The following is a 19,930-nucleotide window of genomic DNA, read 5'->3' as shown; positions in this document are numbered from 1 at the left end:
GGAAGACGGCCCAGGCGCGGTCAGGAGTCCGCGGCGTGCGCCGGCTGCTTCTCGCGCCCGCCGGGATGACGGTGCCGCCAGATCCAGAACACCGCGCAGGACAACAGCGCCCATCCGCCCAGCACCAGGAATGGGAACAGGTGCTGGTGCCCCTGGAAGTACACCGCCGTGTGCTGGGCGTTGACCGAGGCGCCGGGCGGCAGCCACTGGCCGATCGCCCCCAGCGGGGAGGGCAGCAGGGGCCAGGACACCGCGCCGCCGGACGAGGGGTTGCCCAGGAGCACCATCAGGCCCCAGGTCGGCAGCATCGCCCAGCGTCCGAACAGGGTGTTGAACATGGTGAAGACCATGCCGGACGCGAACATGGTGAGCGCCAGGATCATCCACGACTCGACGAACGGCAGGTCGAGCGCGTCCAGCAGCCAGTCCACCGTCGCGGCGATGGCGAACCCGCCGAGCAGCGCGTAGGCCGCGGTGAAGAGGATGCGTTCGAACGGGGTCAGGGACCGCGCGTGCACGCTCAGCTGGATCGCCCCGACGAAGCCGATGATGACGGCGGCCAGTGAGACGTAGAAGATCGCCAGGCCACGAGGGTCACCTTCCTGCAGGGGATTGATGTCCCGGACGGTGACCTGGACGCCGGTCTTCTTTCCCACCGCCGGCGCCGTTTCGGCCAGCACTTGGGCGACCGAGGCGCCCGAGGCGCTGGACAGGCTGAGCACGGCCGTCCGTCCGTCGTCACGGATCTCGAAGATCCCGAAGACCTCCTGGTCCTGGATCGCCTCGCGGGCCTCGGCGCCGCTGTCGTAGGGGCGCACCTTCACCGAGGCGTTCAGTGCCTTCTCCAGGCCGTCCAGGAAGGCCCGGCCGCGTGCCTCCTCGTACGAGCCCACGACCGCCGTGGGGATCGAGTGCGGTGTCGGGTCCGCCATCGAGTAGGTGTACGAACCCGCGAAGAGGCCCGCGGCCGCCGCGAGGATCAGCACCAGCACGGTGGCCGGCCAGAACGGCGACTGCCGGAACGTGGACCACCGCTGCCCGCGCGTCGGAGGCTGGGCATGGGCGCCGTGGGACATGTGGGCCATAGGCCGGACGTTTCCACAGAAGGGGCGAAAGGGCATCAGAAGGGCCCTCGCCCGGGGGTGTACGGAGGGTGACGGCGGCCCCCGGCGGGGGCCGCGGCGTCGCGTGGGACGGGCTCAGGCGTGCACCAGCGGCGTGTCCACCAGATGCTCGGCCACGAACCACGCCTGGAGTTCGTTGGTGCGCACGACGTCGGAGACGAGGATGTCGTTGGTGCCGTCGTCGCCCATCTCCTGGGTGCGGGCGGCCGCGTCGTGGCAGTCGGCCAGGATCAGCTCGTGCGCCTCCAGCAGCCGCGACAGCATCGCCGGTACCTCCTCGACGCCGTCCGGCGGGCGCGGCACCGTGGTGATCTCGGCGACGTGCCGGGGGTCCCCGATCGCGACGCCGCCGAGCGTCTGGACGCGCTCGGCGACGGTGTCGATCAGCTCCAGCTGCTCGCCGGCGTGCTTGTCCAGCAGCAGGTGCAGTTGGTAGAACGTCGCCCCGCGCATCAGCCAGTGGTACTTCTTGTACAGGTCGTGCAGGATCCGGGTGTCCGCCAGCACCTTGTTCAGCCGCTGGCAGGAGTAGAGCCGGGTATCCATGGTCAGGGCCACGGGGAACTGCTTGACGGTGCCGAACTCCTGGATGGTGCGGCCCTTCTGGTGCAGCCAGGGCTGGCTGCCGTCGGACCGGTGCTCCACGGACGACGACTTGGGGTTGCTCACGCCTGGGTTCCTTCCGGACAGGACTGAAGACTGCGCCGGCGCGGTGCGACCGGCCCCGTTCCCTCCCCGGCGACAGTCGACCAGCCGTCCGTCGGGCCCGCAAACGCTGGGGGGTTGTCCGGACATTCGCCTTCCGCTTAGGGTCTGCCGCAGTACCAGCAGTGCAAGCGCTTTCTAGCGGCGCGCGTGCCCGTCGTGCGCCGGCGTCCGAGGAGGACCGCATGTCCCCACGTCCCGCCCGCCGCCGCGTCGCCGTGGTCGGTACCGGTGCCATCGTCACCGGCAGCCACCTGCCCGCCCTCAGGGCCCACGCCGACCGGACGGAACTGGTCGCCGCCGTGGACGTGGACCCGGCGCGGCTCGACGCCTTCCGCGCGGAGGCCGGCGCGAACGTCGCCGGGTACACGTCGACGGGCGACATGCTGGACGCCGTACGGCCCGACCTCGTCCTCATCGGCACGCCGCCGTCCCTGCACCGGGAGCAGACGGTGGCCGCGCTCAAGGCGGGCGCCTGGGTGCTGTGCGAGAAGCCGCTGTGCCTCTCCCTCGCCGAGTACGACGACATCGCGGCGGCGGAGGAGGCGTCGGGGGCGTACGCGTCCGTCGTCTTCCAGCACCGGTACGGCTCGGGTGCCGCGCACGCCCGCCGCCTGATCGCGAGCGGCGAGCTGGGCACCCCGCTGGTCGCCCACTGCCAGACCACCTGGCACCGCGACGCCGCCTACTACGCCGTCCCCTGGCGCGGACGCTGGTCCACCGAGGGCGGCGGCCCGACCATGGGCCACGGCATCCACCAGTACGACCTGCTGCTGCACCTGCTCGGCCCCTGGGCCGAAGTGCGGGCGATGGCCTCGCGCCTGGTCCACGACACCGAGAGCGAGGACGTCTCCACCGCCCTGGTGCGCTTCGAGAACGGCGCCCTCGCCACCGTCGTCAACAGCGTCCTGTCCCCGGACGAGGTCAGCCGCGTCCGCGTCGACTGCGCCGACGCCACGGTCGAGCTGACCCACCTGTACGGGCACCGCAACGACGACTGGACCTACACCCCGGCCCGGCACGTCGCCCCCCTGCGCGCCGCCGCCTGGCGCACCCCGGCGGCGGACGTGCCCAGCTCGCACACCGCCCAGCTCGGCGCCGTGCTGGACGCCTGGGACGCGGGTGCGAGGCCGCCCGGCAGCGGTCCGGAGGCCCGCGCCACGCTGGAGTTCGCCGCCGCCCTCTACAAGGCGGCGTTCACCGGACGTCCGGTCCTCGCGGGCGAGATCGCGCCCGGTGACCCCTTCCACTCCGCCATGCACGGCGACCACCCCGACTGGGCCCCCGAGGAGCGCGCATGAGCAACCTGACGGTCACCCACACCCACGGCGACCACATCGCCGTCACCGCCGCGGGCGGCACCGAGATCCTCCGCTATGTCTACCGTCCCGACCCGGACCCCTTCGAGTCCCGCAAGCCCTACGCCCACCCGGTGCGCACCCTCGCCGGACGCACGGTGACCGGCTACCGCCCCAGCGACCACCGCTGGCACAAGGGCCTCCAGATGACGGCCAGTCACCTCTCCGGCCAGAACTTCTGGGGCGGCAACTCCTACGTGCACGGCGAGGGGTACCTGCCGCTGCCCGAACGCGTTGGCTCGATGCGGCACGACGGCTTCCCCGACTTCACGGTCGAGGACGACCGGCTCGCCCTCACCGAGCACCTCACCTGGATCGAGAACGGCGGCGCCGAGTGGGCCCGAGAGGAGCGCGGCCTGGTCCTCCACTCGGTCGACGAGGAGGCCGGCGCCTGGTCCCTGGACTGGTCGATCCGCCTCACCAACACCCGTGCCGAACCGCTGGCGTTCGGTTCCCCGACCACCGCGGGCCGGGAGATGGCCGGGTACACCGGCCTCCAGTGGCGCGGCCCCCGCGACTTCACCGGCGGCACCGCCTTCGCCCCGGACACCGACGCGGACGCCGGGAAGCTGATGGGCACCCAGGGCCCCTGGCTCGCCTTCACCACCGAGCACGACGACGTCGACGCCCACTCCACCCTCGTCTTCGCCCATGCGCCCGAGAACCTCGACGAGGAGCGGGCGATCCACCCCTCGCACTGGTTCGTGCGCGCCGAGCCCATCCCGACCGTGGCGTTCTCCTGGGCGTTCTTCGAGGAGTTCGAGCTGCCCCCGGGCGAGTCCTTCGCCTACCGCTACCGCATCGTGGTCGCCGACGGCGCCTGGGACCGCGACCGGGTCGGAACGTACCTGGAGGGACTGCCGTGGTGAGCGGCCCCGAGGCCGGGCTGCCCCACCCCCTGCCGGGCGCCGTCGGACTCTCCCACCTGAGCGCCTACGACTGGGAGGCGGCCGACGGCTTCTGCGGCGGCAGCCCGCACCTGCACCTGGTCTGCACCGAGGCGTACGTCGTCACCGGCGGTCGCGGCGCGGTGCAGACGCTGAGCTCCGACGGCTACCGGGACATCCCGCTGGAGCCCGGCTCGGTCGCCTGGTTCACGCCGGGGACCGTGCACCGCATGGTGCAGGGAGGCGGCCTGCGCATCACCGTGCTGATGCAGAACAGCGGCCTTCCCGAGGCCGGGGACGCCGTCTTCACCTTCCCGCCCGAGGTGCTGGCCGACCCGGAGGCGTACGCCGCGGCGGCCACGCTGCCGCCGGGCGCCGGGCCGGAGACGGAGGCGGCGGCGCGGCGCCGCAGGGACCTCGCCGTCGAGGGCTACCTGGTGCTGCGCGAGGCGCTGGCCGCCGGGGACGCCGGGCCCTACAGGGAGTTCCAGCACGCCGCCGCCCGCCTGGTGCGGGACAAGGTGCCCGGCTGGCGCGAGCTGTGGCGGACCGGCGCGCTGGCCGCCGCCGAGCGCACCGGCGCCCAGCTCGACGCCCTCGCCGACGACGACCCCGGGTACCTCGCCGACGCCACCGCGTACGAGACGGCACCCACCAGGCTCGGCGGCTACGGCATGTGCGGCCGCCGGGACGAGTACGCGCTGCCGGGGACGACGCTGCCGTACCGGGGGGAGTAGCACACGCCGCAAGGCAGGGGGAGGCAAGCAACCGACCGAGGAGAGGAAGAGGTGACCTCGGCATGCCCGGACACCGGACGAGAGCATTCCGGATATCGGCCGCGGCGCTCGCCCTGTGCGCGCTGCTGGCCGGCTGCTCAGGCTCGGCCGAGTCGGCCGACGGCGGCAAGGTCGTGCTGCGCTACACGTGGTGGGGCAACCCCGACCGCGCCGAACGCACGGAGCGGGCCGTCGCCCTGTTCGAGGAACGCCACCCGGACATCGAGGTGCGCACCTCGTTCTCCGGCTACGACGCCTACAAGCAGAAGCTCGCCACCCAGGCCGCGGGCGGCGACGCCCCCGACGTGATGCAGCTCGACTACCGCCAGATCGACCAGTACGCCTCCGGCGGCGTCCTGCTCGACCTCGCGAAGCAGCGGGACGCCCTGCGCACCTCGGCCATAGATCCGGGGCTGCTCGCCACCGGCCGGGTGGACGGCACCCAGTACGCCGTCCCGCAGGGCCGCGGCACCGAGACGGTCGTCTACGACGTCACCGCGTGGAAGGCGTCCGGGGTGCCGCTGCCGCGCGAGGGCTGGAGCTGGGACGAGTGGGCCGACGCCATGCGCGCACTGGCCCGGAAGACCGGCCGGCCCGGCTCCGTCGACCCGGGCCAGAGCGAGGACGCCTTCGAGGTCTGGCTGCGCGGACAGGGCAAGTCCCTCTACACCGGGGACGGCGGGCTGGGCTTCACGGTCGACGACCTGACCCGCTGGTGGACCTTCACCGACGCCCTGCGCCGCGAGGGCGCCGTGTCGCCCGCAGAGCAGACCACCCAGCTCGACGGCTCCGTCGAGAACACCCCGCTCGGGCGCGGCACGGCCGTCTCCGACTTCAACTGGGACGCCCCGGCCGGCGGTTACGCCGCGCTGGTCGAGGGCGGCGTCGCCCTCGGCCCGATGCCGTCCGGCGAGGACGGCACACCCGGCCAGTACTTCAAGCCGTCGATGTTCCTCGGCGTCTTTGCCGACTCTCCGCACGCCGACGCGGCGGCCGGGCTCGTGGACTTCATGATCAACGATGCCGAGGCGGGCGACATCCTCGGCGCCACCCGCGGCATTCCCGTCAACGAGACCGTCCGCAAGCGGACCGAGCCCCTCCTGACCGGCTTCGACCGCACGATCGCCGACTTCCAGGACTCCCTGGAAGGCTCGCTCGAAGACCCGCCGCAGGCACCGCCCTCGGGGGACAACGCCCTGCAGACCACGTTCGCACGGGACTACGACCAGGTCTCCTACGAGCGCCTGTCGCCGCGCGAGGCGGCGGAGGACTACATCACCGAGGCGAAGGCGGAGCTGCGGTCATGACCACCACCGACGTCCCCGCGGCCACCGCCCGCCGGGCCCGCACACCGGGCGGCGCCCCCGAGCGCCGCCCCCGTCGCCGGCGAGAGGGCGCCGCCTGGGTGTTCCTGTCGCCCTGGGTGCTCGGCGCGACCGTCCTCACGCTGCTGCCCATGGCGGTGTCCCTGTACCTGTCCTTCACCGACTACAACCTCTTCGACCCGCCGCGCTGGGTGGGCCTGCGCAACTACACCCAGATGTTCACCGAGGACCCGCGCTACTGGCGCTCGGTCCGCACGACCCTGCTCTACGTCGCCCTCGCCGTCCCGCTGCAACTCGCGCTCGCCCTCCTCGTCGCCCTCGCGCTGAAGTCCGTCAAGCGCGGCAAGGGCTTCTACCGGTCCGCCTTCTACGCGCCCTCGCTGCTGGGCGCGTCGATGTCCATCGCCCTGGTCTGGCGGGCGGTCTTCAACGACGGCGGCACGGTCGACAACCTGCTCGGCACCGGCGGCTGGGTGAACCGTCCGGGCTGGTCCCTGCTGGCCGTCGCCCTGCTGACGGTGTGGCAGTTCGGCGCCCCCATGGTCATCTTCCTGGCCGGCCTCCAGCAGATCCCGCCCGAGCTGTACGAGGCGGCGGCCGTGGACGGCGCCGGCAAGTGGCGCCAGTTCGTGTCCGTCACGCTGCCGATGCTGTCCCCGGTGCTTTTCTTCAACCTCGTGCTCCAGACTATCCAGGCGTTCCAGGTCTTCACCCCCGCCTTCGCCGTCAGCGCGGGCAAGGGCGGCCCCGCCGACTCCACCCTCGTCTACACCCTCTACCTCTACGACCGCGGCTTCGTCGCCTCCCACATGGGCTACGCCTCCGCCATGGCCTGGGTGCTGCTGCTCGCCATCGGCGCCGTCACGGCGGTGCTGTTCCGCACGTCGCGCTCCTGGGTCTTCTACGCCTCTGAGGGGGACCGATGACCTCGCTCACCGTCGCTCGCAAGCCCGTCCGGTGGCGCCGGGTCGCCCTGCACGCGGGCTGCCTGGCCGCCCTGCTGGTCATGCTGTACCCGCTGGCCTGGCTGCTGGCCACCTCGCTCAAGCCCGCCGACGAGGTCATCGCGAGCCTGAACCTGCTGCCCGGCCGGCCGGAGTGGTCCAATTACTCCACCGCCCTGGAGGGCGTCAACGACGTGTCGGTGTGGCGGCTGCTCGGCAACTCGCTGCTGATCGCGGGCGGCGCGGTCCTCGGCAACGTCCTCAGCTGTTCGCTCGCCGCCTACGCCTTCGCCCGCCTCAGGTTCCGGCTGCGCGGCCCGCTGTTCGCGTTCATGATCGCGACGATCATGCTGCCGCACCACGCGGTGCTGATCCCGCAGTACATCGTCTTCAACCAGCTCGGCCTGGTGAACACCTACTGGCCGCTGATCCTGCCCAAGTTCCTCGCCACGGAGGCGTTCTTCGTCTTCCTCATCGTGCAGTTCATGCGGGGACTGCCGCGCGAGCTGGAGGAGGCGGCCCGCATCGACGGCTGCGGCCCCTTCCGCAGCTTCTTCAGCGTCGTCCTGCCGCTGACCCGGCCGGCCCTCATCACCACGGCCATCTTCACCTTCATCTGGACCTGGAACGACTTCTTCACCCAGCTCATCTACCTCTTCGACCCGGACAAGTTCACGCTGACGCTCGCCCTGCGGTCGTTCGTGGACGCTTCCAGCACCTCGGCCTTCGGGCCGATGTTCGCCATGTCGGTGATCGCGCTGCTGCCGATCGTGCTGTTCTTCCTCGCCTTCCAGCGGTTCCTGGTGGAGGGCATGGCCAGCTCCGGACTCAAGGGGTGAGCGGCGTGAACGGCACGCGTACGCGGGAGCCCGGCGAGGTCTTCGGGCCGCGGATGACCCTGTTCGCCGACGTGCTGAGTGTCGGCCTCGCCACCGCCCTGTCCTGCCTCCCCCTGCTGACCGCGCCCGCCGCGCTGTCCACGGCGTGCGCGGTGCTGCGGGGAGCGGGGGAGGACCGGCCCGCCGGCGCCGGGCCGTACTTCGCCCTGCTGCGGCGGCGGTTGCGGGCCGGCGACCTGGCGGCGGGGACGGTCCTCCTGGCCGGCCTGCTGCTGTTCGCCGCCGACCTGGCGCTCGCGGGGGCCGGGCTGCCCGGTGCGCGGCTCTTCGCGGGAGCGGCGGTCGTGATCGGTGCGGGCGCCGTACTGGTGGGGCTGCGGGCCTGTGCCCGCCCCGAGTCGCTCTCCGACTGGCCGGCCGCCGTGCGGGCCGCCGCCGGTGACTCCGTACGGGACGCGGGCGGCAGCACCCTGGTGCTGCTCGCGGTGGCGACGGCGGCGCTGTGCGCCTGGATGCTGGTGCCGCTGGCGTTCCTGGCCCCCGGACCGCTGGCGTTGGCGCTCACGGCGGTCGACGTACGGCGCACGCACGGGAGTTGAGGGAATGACCACCGTCTTCGCCACCGCCGCGACCGCCGACGCCGCTCCCGCCGAAAAATCGCGGGTACTCGCGAGCTGGACGCAGACCAGCGCGTCGAGCTACAACGCCGGGCCGCCCGCCGGGTCGCCTACGGGTTCGACTGGACCACCGACTGCTGCTCCTCCTTGCCGGACAACCCGTGCGGCTTCCCCTTCAGCAACTCCTGCGCGCGCCACGACTTCGGCTACCGCAACTACAAGGACGCCGGCACCTTCGGCGTCCAGGCCGTGAGGGCCTTCGGCTGACGGGGCCGCCACGTTCGCGCACGGGAAGGTGCCCGCGGCGGCGAGTAGACCGACCGCAGGTCCGGCACCGGGGAGGCCGCCGCTGCCGCCAGCGCGGCGGCCGCCCCCGCGATGCCCAGGACGGCGCCCGCGGCGACATCCCCGGGGTAGTGCACGCCGGTGTGGACCCGCGAGTAGCCGACGGCGCCCGCCAGCGCACCGAGCGGCACGGCCGCCACGGGCAGGACCACGCCGACCGCCGTGGCGAACGCGACCGCGGAGGCGGTGTGCCCGGACGGGAACGACGCCGACGCCGGCATCGGCACGTACCGGTCGACCGTGACCCGCGCCGCCTCACGGTCCGGCCGCGCCCTGCGCACCAGACGCTTGCCCAGCAGGTTCGAGGCGGCCGACGTCATGGCGACCGCCCCGAGCCCGACCAGGGCGGCCCGTCGTGGCCGGGCGCCGGCCGTCGCGAGCGCGGCGGCGATCGAGAGTGAGATCTTCGAGTGGTCGGCCGCGTTCGACAGCCGGCGCAGCGCACGGTCCAGCGTGGGCGTGGACGTGGCGGCCACCGCCGCGTACAGCGCCCCGTCCACGGCACGCAGATCACCGAGTACGGCGTCGAGGGTCCGGCCGCGGGAACGGCCCGGCGCCGGGGCCGGCGCGAGCGGGCCCCTGGTGTCCCCGTCGGCGTTGGTCGGTTCGGTCATGGGCTCCTGCTCCGCGGGGCGATGGGGGCCGGGCGGCGCCGAAGGCGCCGGGTCCGTCGGCGTACCAGCCTGTTCCGTCCCCGCTCGCACGGCGCGTCGGCGGCGCCCGTACGGGGGACGGCGCGCCCGCCGGGCCTCGCGGACCCTCGCGGGCGGTCGTCCGGCGGCGTTCCCGGTCTCCGTGTCCCGCCGGGTGAGGAACGAGGGGCACACAGGCCGTCGGCCGGCCCGGGTGGGCCGGCCGACGGCTGGGCGTGGGGACGGTCACCTCGCGGCCTCGAAACCGCGCAGCCGCAGTGAGTTGCCCACGACGAAGACCGACGAGAAGGCCATGGCCGCTCCGGCGATCATCGGGTTGAGCAGGCCGGCCGCGGCCAGCGGCAGGGCGGCGACGTTGTAGGCGAAGGCCCAGAAGAGGTTGGACTTGATGGTGCCCAGCGTCTTGCGGGCCAGCCGGATCGCGTCGGCGGCGGCGCGCAGGTCGCCGCGGACCAGGGTCAGGTCGCCGGCCTCGATGGCGGCGTCGGTGCCGGTGCCCATGGCCAGTCCCAGATCGGCCTGGGCCAGGGCGGCGGCGTCGTTGACCCCGTCGCCGACCATCGCCACCGAACGGCCCTCGGCCTGGAGGCGCTTGACGACGTCGACCTTGTCCTCGGGCATGACCTCGGCGACGACGTGCTCGGGAGCGATGCCGACCTCCGCGGCCACCGCCTCGGCGACGGCCCTGTTGTCCCCGGTGAGGAGCATCGGGGTCATGCCCAGGGCGCGCAGCCGGCCGATGGCTTCGGCGCTGGTGTCCTTGACCGCGTCGGCGACCTCCAGGACCGCCCTGGCCTCGCCGTCCCAGGCGACGGCGATCGCGGTCCGGCCCGCGGCCTCGGCACCGGCCTTGGCCCGCGCCAGTCCGGCGGGCAGCTGCATGGCCCACTCGGCCAGGAGCTTCTCGCGGCCCACCAGGACGGCGTGGCCGTCGACAACGCCCTGCACACCGAGCCCCGGAACGTTGGCGAAGTCCTCGGGCGTGGGCAGCGCGCCCAGCTTCTGAAGCGCTCCGTCGGCGACCGCGCGGGCGATCGGGTGCTCGGAGGCGTGCTCCAGGGCACCCGCCAGCCGAAGTACCTCGGCCTCCTCGGTGTTGTCGGCGGTGTGCACGGCGAGCAGCGTCATGCGGCCGGTGGTGACGGTGCCGGTCTTGTCCAGGACGATGGTGTCGACCTCGCGGGTGGACTCCAGCACCTCCGGGCCCTTGATGAGGATGCCGAGCTGGGCGCCGCGCCCGGTGCCGACCATCAGCGCGGTCGGCGTGGCCAGGCCCAGCGCGCAGGGGCAGGCGATGATCAGGACCGCCACGGCGGCGGTGAACGCGGCGGTCATTCCGGCGCCGTTGCCGATCCAGAAGCCGAGGGTGGCCAGCGCGAGGGCGATGACGACGGGGACGAAGACACCGGAGACGCGGTCGGCGAGCCGCTGGGCGGCGGCCTTGCCGTTCTGCGCGTCCTCCACCAGCTTCGCCATCCGCGCGAGCTGCGTGTCGGAGCCGACCCGGGTGGCCTCGACGAGCAGCCGCCCGCCCGCGTTCACGGTCGCACCGGTGACCGCGTCGCCCACGCCGACCTCGGCCGGCACCGACTCGCCGGTGAGCATCGACGCGTCGACCGCCGAGGTGCCCTCGACGACCGTGCCGTCGGTCGCGATCTTCTCGCCCGGGCGGACCAGGAAACGGTCCCCGACCCTCAGTTCACCGACCGGGATCAGCTCCTCGCGGCCGTCCCGCAGCACCGTGACGTCCTTGGCGCCGAGTTCCAGCAGCGCCTTCAGCGCGGCCCCCGCCCTGCGCTTGGAGCGGGCCTCGAAGTAGCGGCCGGCCAGGATGAAGGCGGTCACGCCGGCGGCGGCCTCCAGGTAGATGTTCCCGGCACCGTCAGCGCGGGCGATGGTCAGTTCGAAGGGGTGCGTCATGCCGGGGGTGCCGGCGGTGCCGAAGAAGAGCGCCCACAGTGACCACAGGAACGCCGCCGACGTGCCCACCGAGATCAGCGTGTCCATGGTGGCCGCACCGTGCCGGGCGTTGGTGACGGCGGCCTTGTGGAAGGGCCAGGCGGCGTAGGTCACGACGGGCGCCGCCAGCGTCAGCGACAACCACTGCCAGTACTCGAACTGCAACGCCGGCACCATCGCCATCGCGATGACCGGGACGGCCAGTACCACGGCGGTGACCAGCCGTTCCCTCAGCGGCCGCAGCTCGTCGTCGGCCCCCTCGCTCTCCGGCCCGGGCGGGGGATCGGCGCGCACCGGCTCGGGCTCGCGGGCCGTGTAACCGGTCGCCTCGACGGTGGCGATCAGCTCCGGTACGGACACGCCATCGCCGTAACTGACCTTGGCTTTCTCCGTCGCGTAGTTGACCGTGGCGGTGACCCCGTCCATCCGGTTGAGCTTCTTCTCGATCCGGGCTGCACACGAGGCGCAGGTCATGCCGCCGATGGTGAGTTCTACCTCGGCCGGTGCGCCGGTCGTACTGGTGGTCATGGCTGCTCCTGACACGGATCCCGATGCCGATACCTGACGGGGGTATCGCTGCCGAGGTCATGTATACCCCTGGGGGGTACCGAAAGCAAGCGCCTCATTCTCTTGACTAGGTACCCCCTAGGGGTATTGTGAAGTGCATGAAGAGGTCTCCCGCGATCCGGAGGCCCCGGGATTCGAGGAGTGACCCACCATGCACACCGGACTGAGGATCACCGCGTTCGCCGCCGCGCTGGCCGCCACCTTCGGCACCGCGTACGGCGTCGGCAGCATGGCCGAACCGGTCGTCGCCGAGAGCACGCCCGCGCCGCACGACGAGCACCGCCGGCCCTCGCCCGAACCCGACGCAGGACACGGCGCCACGCCGGCCGGCGGGCTGCAGATCTCCGACAAGGGCTACACCCTGGACCTCGCCACCCCACGCGTCACCGCCGGTCAGCGGGCCGAGCTGCGCTTCACCGTCCGGGACGCGAGCGGCGACGCCGTCACGTCCTACCGGCGCGAACACGACAAGGAACTGCACCTCATCGTGGCCTCACGCGACCTGGTCACCTACCGCCACCTGCACCCCACCCGCGCCGCCGACGGCACCTGGAGCACCCTCGTCGACCTGCCCAGCGCCGGCGGCTACCGCGTCTTCGCCGACTTCACCCCGGCGACGAAGGGCGCGGAGAACCTCACCCTCGGCGCCGACCTCGCCGCCTCCGGGCGCTACGAGCCCGCGCGCCTCCCGGCCCCGGACAGCGCGGTCACGACCGACGGCTACCGGGTCGAACTCGCCGGCTCCCTGCGGCCGGGCAAGGCGGGAGAGCTCAAGCTGAAGGTCTCCCGCGACGGCGAACCCGTCACCGACCTCCAGCCCTACCTCGGCGCCTACGGCCATCTGGTCGCCCTGCGCTCCGGCGACCTCGCCTACCTCCACGTCCACCCGAACGGAGAACCGGGCGACGGCGCGACCAGGCCCGGCCCGGAGATCTCCTTCACGGCCACCGCGCCCAGCGCCGGCACCTACCGTCTCTTCCTGGACTTCCGGCACCAGGGCGAGGTCCGCACCGCGGCGTTCACCGTTCGGGTCGGACCGGCGCCGGACGCGGGGGACCGGGACCCGGCCCCGGATGCCACCCCGGAACACTCCGACGGCCACGGGCACTGACGGCCGGCATCCCCGCGGGAACCCGTCGGCCCCTCAGGCCAGGACGACCCGGACCCCGGCCTCCTCGAAACGCCGCACCAGGTCCGGGTCGGCCGCCCCGTCCGTGACCAGCGTGTCCACCGATTCGGTCGCGCAGATCCGGGCGAACGCCCGCCGGCCCAGTTTGCTGGAGTCGGCGGCGACGACCACGCGCTCGGCGCGCTCGCACAGGAGCCGGTTGATCGCGGCCTCCGCCTCGTCGTGGGCCGCGGCGCCGTGCGCGACGTCGAAGGCGACGACGCCCAGCACCGCCACGTCCACCGTCACCTGCCCCAGCACCCCGTCCGCGAGCGGCCCGATCAGCTCGTACGACTGCGCCCGGGCCACCCCGCCCGTCACCACGATCTTGAACTGCGGCCGGACGGCCAGTTCGTTGGCGATGTTGAGCGCGTTGGTGACCACGGTCAGCGCCGGCGTCCCCGAAGCCAGGTCGGCCCGCACGGCCAGGGCGCGCGCCACCTCGGTCGTGGTCGTGCCCCCGGTCAGACCCACCGCCTCGCCCGGCGCCACCAGGCCCGCGACCGCCTGCGCGACGCGCTGCTTCTGCGAGGCGTGACGGGCCGTCTTGTAGCGCAGCGGCAGCTCGTACGACACCCCGTGCACGACCGCGCCGCCGCGGGTGCGCACCAGCATCTGCTGCTCCGCGAGCCTGTCGAAGTCACGGCGGATCGTCGCGGCCGAGACCTCCAGCTCCGCCGCCGCCTCCTCGACGTCCAGCCGGCCGCGCTCGACGAGCAGCTCCAGCAGCGCCTTCCAGCGGGCGTCGCGCGACATCCGCGCCTCCGTTCCTCGATCTCCCGCCGACCCTAGCGCACCGCACTCTTCCCTCGAATTGCTTGATTGTGCTTGAAAGATGGCTATACCTTGCAGGAACAATCAGAATGCTCAGTGATCGGGGAGTGTGCGTCATGACGTACGTCGAGGACGAGCTCAACAGCCAGCCCGAGTGCTGGACACGCGCCGCCGCCGAGGCGGCACGGCACGCGGCGGTGCTCCCGACGGCGGGGGAGCGGGTGGCGATCGTCGGCTGCGGAACCTCGTACTTCATGGCCCAGTCGGCCGCGGCGCTGCGCGAGGAGGCCGGCCGGGGCGAGACCGACGCGTTCGCCGCCTCCGAGTTCCCGCGGGGCCGCGCGTACGACCGCGTCGTCGCCCTCACCCGCTCCGGCACCACCACCGAAGTACTGGAACTGCTCACCGAGTTGAAGGGCCGCACCCGCACGGTCGCGCTCACGGCCGACCCGGGGACGCCCGTCATGACCGCCGCCGACGACGTGGTCGTGCTCGACTTCGCCGACGAACGCTCCGTCGTGCAGACCCGGTTCGCCACCACCGCCCTGACCCTGCTCCGCGCCCACCTGGGCCTGCACACCGACGCGGTCGTCGCCGACGCCCGCGCCGCACTCGCGGCCGAACTGCCCGAAGGGCTCGTCGAGTGCACCCAGTTCACCTTCCTCGGCCGGGGCTGGACCGTCGGACTGGCCAACGAGGCCGGCCTGAAGATGCGCGAGGCCTCCCTGTCCTGGACCGAGGCATACCCGGCCATGGAGTACCGACACGGACCCATCAGCATCAGCACCGCCGGCACGGCCACCTGGATGTTCGGCGAGGCCCCCGACGGACTGGCCGGCCAGGTCCGGGACACCGGCGCGACATGGGTGCCCGGCGACCTCGACCCGCTCGCCGAACTGGTCCGCGCCCAGCGCCTGGCCGTCGCCGTCGCCGCCGCCCGCGGCCTCGACCCGGACCGGCCCCGCCACCTCACCCGCTCGGTGATCCTCGCCCCCTGACGCCCGCCCGACACCCGCGCTCCGGCACCCGGGAAAGAGAGAGACCGTGCCCCTCGCCACGACCGGCGACCTGGTGGCCCGCGCCGCAGCCGCGCGCTCCGCCGTCGCCGCCTTCAACGTCATCACCCTGGAGCACGTCGAGGCCGTCATAGCGGGCGCCGAGTCCGTGCGCACGCCCGTCGTCCTCCAGGTCAGCGAGAACGCCGTCAAGTACCGCTACGGCCGCCTGCTGCCGCTGGCCCGCGCGGCCGTCGCCGCTGCCGAGGGCGCCGCCGTGCCGGTCGCCCTGCACCTCGACCACGTCCAGAGCGACGGCCTGCTGCGCCAGGCCCCGGACGCCGGGTTCAGCTCCGTGATGTACGACGCCTCGCGGCTGCCGTACGCGGAGAACCTCGCGGCGACCCGGGCCGCCGCCGACTGGGCGCACGCCCGGGGGCTGTGGATCGAGGCGGAGCTGGGGGAGGTCGGCGGCAAGAACGGCGCACCGCCGCTCGACGCCCACGCGCCCGGCGCCCGCACCGACCCCACCGAGGCGCGCGCCTTCGTCGCCGACTCCGGTGTGGACGCCCTGGCCGTCGCCGTCGGCAGCTCCCACGCCATGACCACCCGCACCGCGGCCCTCGACCACGACCTGCTCAAGGAACTGTCCGGCGCGCTGGAGGTGCCGCTCGTGCTGCACGGTTCCTCCGGCGTACCGGACGGCGAACTCACCGCCGCCGTTGCGGGCGGCATCTCCAAGGTCAACGTCGGCACCGCGCTCAACCTCGCCATGACCGGCGCGATCAGGGAGTACCTGGCCGCCCGTCCCGAAGCGGCCGACTCCCGCGGCTACCTCACCGCCGGACGGGAGGCCATGGTGCGCACGGTGGCGACGCTCGTCGGGGTGGTCGCCCGGGCTACTTCCTGACCGCCCTCAGCACCACGAACTTGGGGTCGCTCGCGACCAGTTCGCTGTTGCCGAACAACCGCCGCAGTGCGACGTGGTAGCCGAGGTGCCGGTTGCCGACCACCCACAGCTCACCGCCGGGGCGCAGCACGCGCCGCGCCCCGCCGAACATCCGCCGCGCGGTGGCGTCCGTCGTCGCCTGGTGGGAGTGGAAGGGCGGGTTGTTCAGCACCAGGTCGACACTGCCGTCCGGCACCCCGGCCAGCCCGTCGGCGACCCGGAACTCGGCCCGCCCCGCCGCCCCGCTCGCCTCGTACGTGGCCTCCGCGGACGCCACGGCCTGGAAGGACTCGTCGGTGAACAGCACCTCGGCGTCCGGGTCGGCCAGCGCCACCGCCGTACCGACCACGCCGTTGCCGCAGCCCAGGTCCACCACCCGCCGGAAGCCACCGCCGTCCGGCAGGTGCCCGAGGAAGAACCGGGTGCCGATGTCGAGCCGGTCGGCGCAGAAGACACCGGCGTGGTTGACGACGGTCCGTCCGGACACGGGACCGACGTCGTCGGGGAGCCGGTAGCGCAGCGGCCAGGGGTTGGCGGGCCGCTTCAGCGAGAGGTCCGGGGTCGAGAAGATGAGCCGGGCCTTCTTCACGGCCAGCGAGGTACGGGTCGGTCCCACGATCCGCTCGAACAACCGCAGCGTCGAGGTGTGGATCTCCTTCACCATCCCGGTGCCGACCACGACCGTGCCCTCGTGCAGGGCCGGCGCCAGCCGCAGCAGCTGGTCCTCCAGGAGCGCCAGGCTCTTGGGCACCCGCACCAGCAGCACGTCGATCCGCTCCGGCGGCGGATCCTGCGTGGTGAGCAGCCGCACGGAGCCCGGCTCGACGCCCGCCCGCTCCAGATTGGCGCGGGTCGCCTCCCGGGCGAGGTGGGAGTCGGTGATCTGAACGGGACGGTGCTCGGCCAGCGCCGTCACCAGGGCGCCCCAGCGGTCGCCGACGACCACGACCGTGCCGGACAGCGGGACCTCCCGCTCCGCGAGATGACCGAGCAGGTACGCGTCGGAGGCGTCCCAGGCCCGGAGCCGGTCGCGCGGGTCCTCGGGGAAGCGGGTGAGTACGTGCTCGCCCCAGGGCGTGGTCATACGGTCGGTGCGGTCGTTCATCGTGTGTCCAGGCTAGCCGAGCCGCAGCTCACGCCGTGTCGGGGAGGATGGAGGGATGGAGGCCGAGCTGTTCCCCCGGGCGCGCGCCGTGATCGCGCCCGGCGCCGTGCACGTACCCGACTGGCTGGAGCCCGCACTGCAGCGCGAGCTGTTGGACGCCTGCCGCGAGTGGGCCCGCCCGCCGGCCGGACTGCGCACGGTCCGCACCCCGGGCGGCGGCACCATGACCGCCCGGCAGGTGTGCCTCGGATGGCACTGGTACCCGTACGCCTACGCGCGCACCGCCGTCGACGGCGACGGCGCCCCCGTGAAACCCTTCCCGGACCGGCTCGGCGAACTAGGCCGCCGGGCGGTGACCGACGCGCTCGGCGCGGGGGCGACGTCCTCGGAGCCGTACGACATCGCGCTGATCAACTTCTACGACGCCGACGCCCGCATGGGCATGCACCGCGACGCCGACGAGCGGTCCGACGCGCCCGTGGTCTCCCTGAGCCTCGGCGACACCTGTGTCTTCCGCTTCGGCAACCCCGACACCCGGACCCGCCCCTGGACCGACGTCGAGCTGCGCAGCGGCGACCTGTTCGTCTTCGGCGGGCCGTCCCGTCTCGCGTACCACGGGGTGCCGCGCGTGCACCCGGGCACCGCACCGCCCGAGTTGGGGCTCACGGGGCGGCTGAACATCACGCTCCGGGTCAGTGGCCGGTAGGCGCCCGGGGCCGCGGATCATGGGAGACTCCCCCTCATGAGCGGCAAGGCGGACCCCCGGACGGCGGGGGAAGGGACCACCTCGAGGGCGCGGTTGGACCGGGGGCGCGGTGCGCTCGGACCCGCGCTGGAGCTCGTGCACACCGGACGCGCCCCCACCCGCGCCGTCCTGACCGCGGAACTCGGCGTGACCCGGGCCACGGCCGGTGCGGTCGCCGCCGAACTGGAGGCGCTCGGTCTGATCCGGGTCGACGCCCGCCCCGGCGCGGCGGCCGGTTCCCAGGGCCGGCCCTCGCACCGGCTCGCCGTCGCCGAGGGCGGGCCGGTCGCCCTCGCCGCCCAGGTCCACGCCGACGGGTTCCGCGCGGCGCTGGTCGGTCTCGGCGGCCGGATCGTCGCCACCGCGCCCGGCTGCGAGGTCGTCGACGCCGACCCGGCGAAGGTGCTGGGCTCCGTCGTCGAGGCCGGAGCGGAACTCCTGCGGGAGACCGGACGGCGCTGCGTGGGCGCGGGCCTCGCCGTGCCGTCGGCCGTGGCGGAGCCGGAGGGCCTGGCCCTCAACCCCCTCCACCTCGCCTGGCCGGCGGGCGCGCCCGTGCGGCGGATCTTCGCCGAACAGATCCGCGCGGCCGGCATCGACGGCCCCGCGTTCGCCGCCAACGACGTCAACCTCGCCGCGCTCGCCGAGCACCGGCACGGCGCCGGGCGCGGCGCCCGCGACCTGCTGTGCGTGGCCACCGGCCACCGGGGCGTCGGCGGCGCCCTCGTCCTGGACGGCCGCCTGCACAGCGGCAGTTCCGGTCTCGCCCTGGAGGTCGGCCACCTCACCGTCAACCCCGACGGCGGCCCCTGCCACTGCGGCAGCCGGGGCTGTCTGGACGTGGAGACCGACCCGCTGGCCTTCCTTACCGCGGCCGGCCGCGAGCCGGGACCGGAGGTGTCCCTGCTCCAGCAGTCCTACGACCTGATCCGCGGCCACTACGCCGACCCCGCCGTCCGCACCGCCACCGAGACCCTCATCGACCGCCTCGGTCTGGGCCTCGCCGGGCTGGTGAACATCCTCAACCCGGACCGCATCGTCCTCGGCGGACTCCACCGCGCGCTCCTCGACGCCGACCCCGGGCGACTGCGCGCCGTCGTCGCCGACCGCAGCCTGTGGGGCCAGAGCGGCGGCGTGCCCATCCTGCCCTGCGGCCTGGACCACAACAGCCTGGTCGGCGCCGCCGAACTGGCCTGGCAGCCGGTCCTGGACGACCCGCTGGGCGCACTCGCGTGAGCGACGCGGCCGCCCTCCTCAGGCCGTCGGGCGGTCGCCGCCGCTCGGTGCGTGGCTGAGGTCGACGACGCAGAAGATGTTGCCGTCCGGGTCGGCGAGGACGACGAAGTCCGGGTCGGGCGGGTACAGCTCCCAGTCGACGGCCCGCGCACCGAGACCGATCAGCCGCCGCACCTCCGCCCGCTGTTCCTCGGCCGAGTCCGTGAACAGGTCCAGATGGAGCCGGGGCCGGGGCTCGGCCGGCGACTCGCTGTACAGCAGCCCGAGGGCCCGTCCGGAACCGTCGGCGTGCTCCAGGGTCCGCCAGGTCTCGCTCGTCCACTCGTCGGTGACGACCAGGTCCAGCGCCGCCGTCCAGAACTCCACCGCGCGCGGGATGTCGGTGACGCCGATGACAGGGATACCGAGTCTCAACATGTCCGCGAGCCTAGGCCGTTGATCCCGGAGACGCGATCACGTCACGTACTGGGCGAGTCCGTGGCCCAGTGACCAGTCGGCGTCGGCGTTCTCCGTCAGGGTGACGAAGACGTTGCGGGGCTCGGTCCCGGCGTACGCCTCGGCGAGTTCGGCGATCCGCCGGTACAGCGCCTGCTTCCGTTCGGCCGGACGCCCCGACCGCAGGGTGATCGCGACGAACACGATGCCCTCGTCCCGGTGGACGCCCGCGTAGTCGTCCCAGCGCAGCGCGCCGCCGCCGACGCCGTCGTGGCCGGTCAGGACCTGGAACCGGTCGTCGGGCGGGATGCCGAGCGTCTCGACCAGGGCGTCGTGCACGGCACGGCCGAGCGCGTCGAGGCGGTCGGGGCCGGTCGCGTGCGCGTCGATCCGGACGAAGGGCATGGTGGGTCCTCCCGTCGGG

General features: G+C 73.5%; 20 protein-coding genes and 1 pseudogene. 13 read left to right on the top strand and 8 right to left on the bottom strand.

The genetic code is table 11. The annotated features are described in order from the left end of the window. Positions 1–20 precede the first annotated feature (20 nt). Complete coding sequence (locus ACLIN4_RS04145; protein ID WP_179350290.1) at positions 21–1,085, bottom strand: ABC transporter permease; 1,065 nt, start codon at positions 1,083–1,085, stop codon at positions 21–23. A 114-nt stretch (positions 1,086–1,199) separates the two neighbouring features. Then, entirely contained in the window at positions 1,200–1,793 is a 594-nt protein-coding gene (locus tag ACLIN4_RS04140; protein WP_073731174.1) for a Dps family protein, read from the bottom strand. A gap of 221 nt (positions 1,794–2,014) precedes the next feature. Between ACLIN4_RS04140 and ACLIN4_RS04135 the strand changes: the two genes are divergently transcribed. From ACLIN4_RS04135 to ACLIN4_RS04100, 8 genes and pseudogenes are all read left to right on the top strand, one after another. Then, a complete protein-coding gene (locus ACLIN4_RS04135) occupies positions 2,015–3,130 on the top strand; it encodes a Gfo/Idh/MocA family protein (protein WP_411575504.1) in 1,116 nt (371 codons plus the stop codon). Further along, on the top strand, positions 3,127–4,056 hold the full coding sequence (locus ACLIN4_RS04130) for a PmoA family protein (protein ID WP_107476957.1): 930 nt from the start codon (positions 3,127–3,129) through the stop codon (positions 4,054–4,056). Before ACLIN4_RS04135 ends, ACLIN4_RS04130 begins: the two co-directional genes overlap by 4 nt. Next, the gene (locus tag ACLIN4_RS04125; RefSeq protein ID WP_411575503.1) at positions 4,050–4,811 is read left to right on the top strand and encodes a cupin; all 762 of its coding nucleotides are present in this window, start codon (positions 4,050–4,052) and stop codon (positions 4,809–4,811) included. Before ACLIN4_RS04130 ends, ACLIN4_RS04125 begins: the two co-directional genes overlap by 7 nt. 62 nt (positions 4,812–4,873) lie before the next feature. Then, on the top strand, positions 4,874–6,157 hold the full coding sequence (locus tag ACLIN4_RS04120) for an ABC transporter substrate-binding protein (protein WP_411575502.1): 1,284 nt from the start codon (positions 4,874–4,876) through the stop codon (positions 6,155–6,157). Next, positions 6,154–7,101 carry a carbohydrate ABC transporter permease gene (locus ACLIN4_RS04115; RefSeq protein ID WP_107476959.1) on the top strand — a complete coding sequence of 316 codons (948 nt, stop codon included), beginning with the start codon at positions 6,154–6,156 and terminating at the stop codon, positions 7,099–7,101. The genes ACLIN4_RS04120 and ACLIN4_RS04115 overlap by 4 nt, the downstream gene beginning before the upstream one ends. Next, complete coding sequence (locus ACLIN4_RS04110; RefSeq protein ID WP_107476960.1) at positions 7,098–7,958, top strand: carbohydrate ABC transporter permease; 861 nt, start codon at positions 7,098–7,100, stop codon at positions 7,956–7,958. Before ACLIN4_RS04115 ends, ACLIN4_RS04110 begins: the two co-directional genes overlap by 4 nt. Positions 7,959–7,963: 5 nt before the next feature. Next, positions 7,964–8,557 (top strand): hypothetical protein, encoded by a 594-nt coding sequence (locus ACLIN4_RS04105; protein ID WP_290012278.1) that lies wholly within the window; start codon positions 7,964–7,966, stop codon positions 8,555–8,557. Between the two features lie 4 nt (positions 8,558–8,561). Then, positions 8,562–8,830 (top strand): annotated as a pseudogene (locus ACLIN4_RS04100) (phospholipase A2); the annotation flags it as partial. Here ACLIN4_RS04100 and ACLIN4_RS04095 read toward each other — a convergent pair. Together ACLIN4_RS04095 and ACLIN4_RS04090 are read right to left on the bottom strand one after the other, a co-directional pair. After that, positions 8,791–9,534, bottom strand: coding sequence for a phosphatase PAP2 family protein (locus ACLIN4_RS04095; protein WP_290012277.1), 744 nt, complete (start codon positions 9,532–9,534; stop codon positions 8,791–8,793). The pseudogene ACLIN4_RS04100 and the gene ACLIN4_RS04095 overlap by 40 nt on opposite strands. Before the next feature lie 264 nt (positions 9,535–9,798). Then, complete coding sequence (locus ACLIN4_RS04090) at positions 9,799–12,060, bottom strand: heavy metal translocating P-type ATPase (RefSeq protein WP_290012276.1); 2,262 nt, start codon at positions 12,058–12,060, stop codon at positions 9,799–9,801. Between the two features lie 190 nt (positions 12,061–12,250). On the opposite strand from ACLIN4_RS04090, the gene ACLIN4_RS04085 reads away from it, so the two are divergent. Further along, positions 12,251–13,210, top strand: a complete 960-nt coding sequence (locus ACLIN4_RS04085; protein ID WP_411575501.1) for a hypothetical protein — start codon at positions 12,251–12,253, stop codon at positions 13,208–13,210. A 33-nt stretch (positions 13,211–13,243) separates the two neighbouring features. Here ACLIN4_RS04085 and ACLIN4_RS04080 read toward each other — a convergent pair whose 3' ends face one another. After that, complete coding sequence (locus tag ACLIN4_RS04080) at positions 13,244–14,023, bottom strand: DeoR/GlpR family DNA-binding transcription regulator (RefSeq protein WP_191886455.1); 780 nt, start codon at positions 14,021–14,023, stop codon at positions 13,244–13,246. A 134-nt stretch (positions 14,024–14,157) separates the two neighbouring features. Here ACLIN4_RS04080 and ACLIN4_RS04075 point away from each other — a divergent pair, with 134 nt between their 5' ends. Both ACLIN4_RS04075 and ACLIN4_RS04070 read left to right on the top strand, forming a co-directional pair. Continuing rightward, entirely contained in the window at positions 14,158–15,039 is an 882-nt protein-coding gene (locus tag ACLIN4_RS04075; protein ID WP_289907699.1) for an SIS domain-containing protein, read from the top strand. Between the two features lie 46 nt (positions 15,040–15,085). Further along, the gene (locus ACLIN4_RS04070) at positions 15,086–15,946 is read left to right on the top strand and encodes a class II fructose-bisphosphate aldolase (protein WP_289907698.1); all 861 of its coding nucleotides are present in this window, start codon (positions 15,086–15,088) and stop codon (positions 15,944–15,946) included. Here the strand turns inward: ACLIN4_RS04070 and ACLIN4_RS04065 are convergent. Next, complete coding sequence (locus ACLIN4_RS04065) at positions 15,936–17,069, bottom strand: methyltransferase (RefSeq protein WP_411576730.1); 1,134 nt, start codon at positions 17,067–17,069, stop codon at positions 15,936–15,938. The two genes, ACLIN4_RS04070 and ACLIN4_RS04065, sit on opposite strands and share 11 nt — an antisense overlap. A 76-nt stretch (positions 17,070–17,145) precedes the next feature. Between ACLIN4_RS04065 and ACLIN4_RS04060 the strand changes: the two genes are divergently transcribed. Both ACLIN4_RS04060 and ACLIN4_RS04055 read left to right on the top strand, forming a co-directional pair. Then, positions 17,146–17,796 carry an alpha-ketoglutarate-dependent dioxygenase AlkB family protein gene (locus ACLIN4_RS04060; protein ID WP_107476963.1) on the top strand — a complete coding sequence of 217 codons (651 nt, stop codon included), beginning with the start codon at positions 17,146–17,148 and terminating at the stop codon, positions 17,794–17,796. A gap of 36 nt (positions 17,797–17,832) precedes the next feature. Next, the gene (locus tag ACLIN4_RS04055; RefSeq protein ID WP_289907696.1) at positions 17,833–19,071 is read left to right on the top strand and encodes an ROK family protein; all 1,239 of its coding nucleotides are present in this window, start codon (positions 17,833–17,835) and stop codon (positions 19,069–19,071) included. A gap of 18 nt (positions 19,072–19,089) precedes the next feature. Here the strand turns inward: ACLIN4_RS04055 and ACLIN4_RS04050 are convergent, their stop codons facing one another. Both ACLIN4_RS04050 and ACLIN4_RS04045 read right to left on the bottom strand, forming a co-directional pair. Further along, positions 19,090–19,488: a VOC family protein gene (locus ACLIN4_RS04050; protein WP_289907695.1), complete on the bottom strand. Its 399-nt coding sequence runs from the start codon at positions 19,486–19,488 to the stop codon at positions 19,090–19,092. Between the two features lie 36 nt (positions 19,489–19,524). Next, positions 19,525–19,911 carry a tautomerase family protein gene (locus ACLIN4_RS04045; RefSeq protein ID WP_289907694.1) on the bottom strand — a complete coding sequence of 129 codons (387 nt, stop codon included), beginning with the start codon at positions 19,909–19,911 and terminating at the stop codon, positions 19,525–19,527. Between the last annotated feature and the right edge of the window lie 19 nt (positions 19,912–19,930).

Origin of the sequence: Streptomyces mutabilis, assembly GCF_046628145.1 — a bacterium.
Classification (GTDB): domain Bacteria; phylum Actinomycetota; class Actinomycetes; order Streptomycetales; family Streptomycetaceae; genus Streptomyces; species Streptomyces mutabilis.
This window is presented reverse-complemented; position numbering and strand designations above follow the sequence as displayed.